This window comes from Gordonibacter pamelaeae 7-10-1-b (assembly GCF_000210055.1).
In the GTDB taxonomy this organism is placed as follows: domain Bacteria; phylum Actinomycetota; class Coriobacteriia; order Coriobacteriales; family Eggerthellaceae; genus Gordonibacter; species Gordonibacter pamelaeae.
The window spans coordinates 742,268-746,019 of record NC_021021.1 but is presented as its reverse complement, the minus strand read 5'-3'; the positions used below and the strand labels follow the sequence as shown (position 1 = coordinate 746,019).

Annotated in this window: 3 protein-coding genes; all 3 read left to right on the top strand. The window is 66.7% G+C overall.

Features of this window, described 5'->3' with window-relative positions; all coding sequences use genetic code 11:
• The coding region (mnmA, locus tag GPA_RS03560; RefSeq protein ID WP_041238966.1) for a tRNA 2-thiouridine(34) synthase MnmA at positions 1-913 on the top strand (913 nt) is incomplete at its 5' end.
• Complete coding sequence (coaE, locus tag GPA_RS03555; protein ID WP_015538957.1) at positions 910-1,506, top strand: dephospho-CoA kinase; 597 nt, start codon at positions 910-912, stop codon at positions 1,504-1,506. The genes mnmA and coaE, both read left to right, overlap by 4 nt.
• Before the next feature lie 61 nt (positions 1,507-1,567).
• Positions 1,568-3,736 carry an excinuclease ABC subunit UvrB gene (uvrB, locus tag GPA_RS03550; RefSeq protein ID WP_015538956.1) on the top strand — a complete coding sequence of 723 codons (2,169 nt, stop codon included), beginning with the start codon at positions 1,568-1,570 and terminating at the stop codon, positions 3,734-3,736.
• Positions 3,737-3,752 lie beyond the last annotated feature (16 nt).

The window sequence follows — 3,752 nt, the reverse complement described above, 5'->3', positions numbered from 1 at the left end:
CGACGCGGCGGCGGTGTGCGCCCGGCTGGGCCTGCGCCATGTGGAGTGGGACTGCGCCGCCCTGTTCGAGAGCGCGGTGGTCCAGCCGTTCGTGGATGCCTACGCGGCGGGCCTCACGCCGAGCCCTTGCGTGGGCTGCAACGCCTGCTGCAAGCTGCCCTCCCTGCTGGCTGCCGCCGACGAGCTGGGCTGCGAGTCGGTGGCCACCGGCCACTACGCCCGCATCGCGCAGCTTGCGGACAGCGGGCGCTACGTGGTGAAGTGCGCGCTCGACGCGCGCAAGGACCAGAGCTACATGCTGGCGCTGCTCTCCCAGGAGCAGCTGGCGCGCCTTGTGCTGCCGCTGGGCGGCACCACGAAGGCGGAGGTGCGCGTGCTGGCTGCCGACCTGGGGCTTCCCGTTGCCGAGAAACCCGAGAGCCAGGATGTGTGCTTTATCGAGGGTGATTATCGCGCGTTCCTGCGCGCGCGGGGCGTCGATGATCGGCCGGGCACCATCGTGGATTGCGCGGGTGCTGTGCTCGGCCGGCACGACGGGCTGGCCAACTACACGGTGGGGCAGCGCAAGGGCATCGGCGTAGCCGCGCCCGAGCCGTACTACGTGGTGGCCAAGCGGCCCGAGACGTGCGAGCTGGTGGTGGGATTCGCCGACGAGGCCCGCATCTCGAGCGTGCTGACGGGCCCGGTGAGGTGGCAGGCCCTCGCGTGCCTGGACGGGCCGCGTGCCGCCAGCGTGAAACTGCGGTACCGAAGCCGGGCCGTTCCGTGTATCATAGAGCCCGAACCCGAAGGGCGCGTTCGTGCAGTGCTGCGCGAGCCGCAGCCGACCACGGCGCCGGGACAGTTCGCCGTCTTCTCCGTGGGCGACACCGTGCTCGGAGGCGGCATGATCGAGGAGGTAGCATCGGTATGAAGAAGCTGTTCATCATCGGCGGCATGGGCGCCGGCAAGTCGACGGCCCGCAAGGCCCTTGTGGACGCAGGCCTGCCGTACATCGACCTCGACAAGGTGGGCCACGACGTGCTCGCTTGGGACACGGTGAGGGAAGAGCTGGTGGACACGTTCGGCGCCGACATCATGGACGGCGACGAGGTGAACCGCAAGGCGCTCGCCCACAAGGCGTTCGTGAGCCCTGCCGAGACGCGCAAGCTCAACCGCATCACCGTCCCGCGCATCGAGGACGCCTATCGCGACAAGGTGGCCGAGCTGGAGGCCGCGGGCCATCCGGCCGTGGTGGTGGAGCACTCCGTGTTCAAGAACCGCACGTCCTCGCTCGCCTACGATGCCGACGTGGTCATCGCCGTGCTGGCGCCGCTGGACGTGCGTATCGAGCGCGCCGTGGCGTCGGGCTTCGACGAGGCCGACGTGCGCCGCCGCATCGCCCGCCAGATCACCGATGCCGACCGCATCGAGGCCGCCGACGTGGTGTTCAACAACGACGGCACCCCCGAGGAACTGCACAACCAGGTGATAGCCTGGTGGGGGGAGTACCGCAAGGATCTGTAACAACTCAATAACGAACATCTGTTCATAATCGATGCGCTGTGCTACACTGGTTCCCTGACGTATGCGGGAAGGAGCTTACGTGGCGCATCTTTCGAATATCGAGGGCCTTGAGATGGAGGGCAAGCTGCCGGAGGTGCGGCTGGCAACGACGCCTCTCAAGGTGGTGTCGCCCTACGAGCCGTCGGGCGACCAGCCGCAGGCCATCGAGAAGCTGGCCCGCGGGGTCGAGGAGGGCCTGCGCTACCAGACGCTCCTGGGCGTGACGGGCTCGGGCAAGACGTTCACCATGGCCAAGACCATCGAGGCCGTGCAGAAACCCACGCTGGTCATGGCGCCGAACAAGACGCTCGCGGCCCAGCTGGCCAGCGAGCTGAAGGAGTTCTTCCCGAACAACTCCGTGGTGTACTTCGTGTCGTACTACGACTACTACCAGCCCGAGGCCTACGTGCCCTCGTCCGACACGTTCATCGAGAAGGACGCTTCCATCAACGAGGAGGTGGAGAAGCTGCGCCACGCGGCCACGTCGGCCTTGCTCTCGCGGCGCGACTGCATCGTGGTGGCCTCGGTGTCGTGCATCTACGGCATCGGCTCGCCCATGGACTATGCCGGCATGGCGGTGTTCGTGGACAAGCAGAAGGAGATGGACCGCGACGACGTCATCCACGAGCTCATCGACATCCAGTACGACCGCAACGACTACGAGCTGAAACGCGGCACGTTCCGCGTGCGCGGCGACAACCTGGACGTGTTCCCTCCCTATGCGGACAACCCGTTGCGCATCGAGTTCTGGGGCGACGAGATAGAGCGCATCGCGGAGGTGGACAACGTCACAGGCGAGGTGGTGAACGAGTTCGAGGCGCTGCCCATCTGGCCCGCGTCGCACTACGTGGCCACGCGCCCGAAGATGGACCGCGCGCTCGGCACCATCCGCGACGAGCTGCGCGAGCGCCTGCAGCAGTTCAAGGAGGAGGGCAAGCTGCTCGAGGCGCAGCGTTTGGAGATGCGCACGAACTACGACCTGGAGATGATGGAGACGATGGGCTTCTGCTCCGGCATCGAGAACTACTCGCGCCACATCGACGGGCGCTCGCCGGGCGAGCCGCCCTACACGCTCATCGACTACTTCCCGAAGGACTTCCTCTGCATCATCGACGAGAGCCACGTGACGGTGCCGCAGATCCGCGGCATGCACGAGGGCGACCGCTCGCGCAAGATCACGCTGGCCGAGCACGGGTTCCGCCTGCCCAGCTGCCTGGACAACCGCCCGCTGCGCTTCGACGAGTTCGAGGAGCGCATTCCGCAGTTCGTGTACGTCTCGGCCACGCCGGGCGACTACGAGCAGAAGGTGTCGCAGCAGCAGGTGGAGCAGATCATCCGCCCGACCGGCCTCTTGGACCCCGAGATCATCGTGCGCGGGAGCGCCTCGCAGATCGACGACATCATCGACGAGTCGAAGGACCGCGCCGCCCGTGACGAGCGCGTGCTCATCACCACGCTCACGAAGAAGATGGCGGAGGACCTGACCGACCACCTGCTGGACCAGGGCGTGAAGGCGCGTTACATGCATTCGGACATCGCCACGCTCGAGCGCGTGGAGATCCTGCGCGAGCTGCGCCAGGGCAAGTTCGACGTGCTTGTGGGCATCAACCTGCTGCGCGAGGGCCTGGACTTGCCCGAGGTGTCGCTCGTGGCCATCCTCGATGCCGACAAGGAGGGGTTCCTGCGCAACCACCGCTCGCTCATCCAGACCATCGGCCGCGCCGCCCGCAACGTGTCGGGCCAGGTGATCATGTACGCCGACAAGATAACCGACTCCATGGCCCTGGCCATCGACGAGACGAAGCGCCGCCGAACCATACAGATGCAGTACAACGAGGACCACGGCATTGAGCCGCAGACCATCCGCAAGGCCATCAACGACATCATGGACTACGTGACCGACGAGGTGGGCAACACCACAGCCGAGCAGGTGAACGCCGAGCTGGCCGCGCTCTCGCGCGAGGAGGTGCTGCGCATCATCGCCTCCATGGAGGACGAGATGGCCTCGGCATCCCAGAGCATGGACTACGAGGAGGCGGCCCGCCTGCGCGACCAGGTGGTCAAGCTGCGCGCGAGCGTGGAGGGCGCAAGCGAGGAGGACGTGCTGAAAGACTTGAAGAAGGGCGCCCGCAAGGGCAGCGCCTTCGGCAACCGCAAGAACGCCGCCTATGGATCGAGCCGCCGGTCGTAGCTGCTGGACGTGCGAG

Coding starts and splice junctions, on each gene's coding strand:
- coaE (WP_015538957.1), top strand. CDS start 910: ATGAAGAAGCTGTTCATCATCGGCGGCATGGGCGCCGGCAAGTCGACG.
- uvrB (WP_015538956.1), top strand. CDS start 1,568: ATGCGGGAAGGAGCTTACGTGGCGCATCTTTCGAATATCGAGGGCCTT.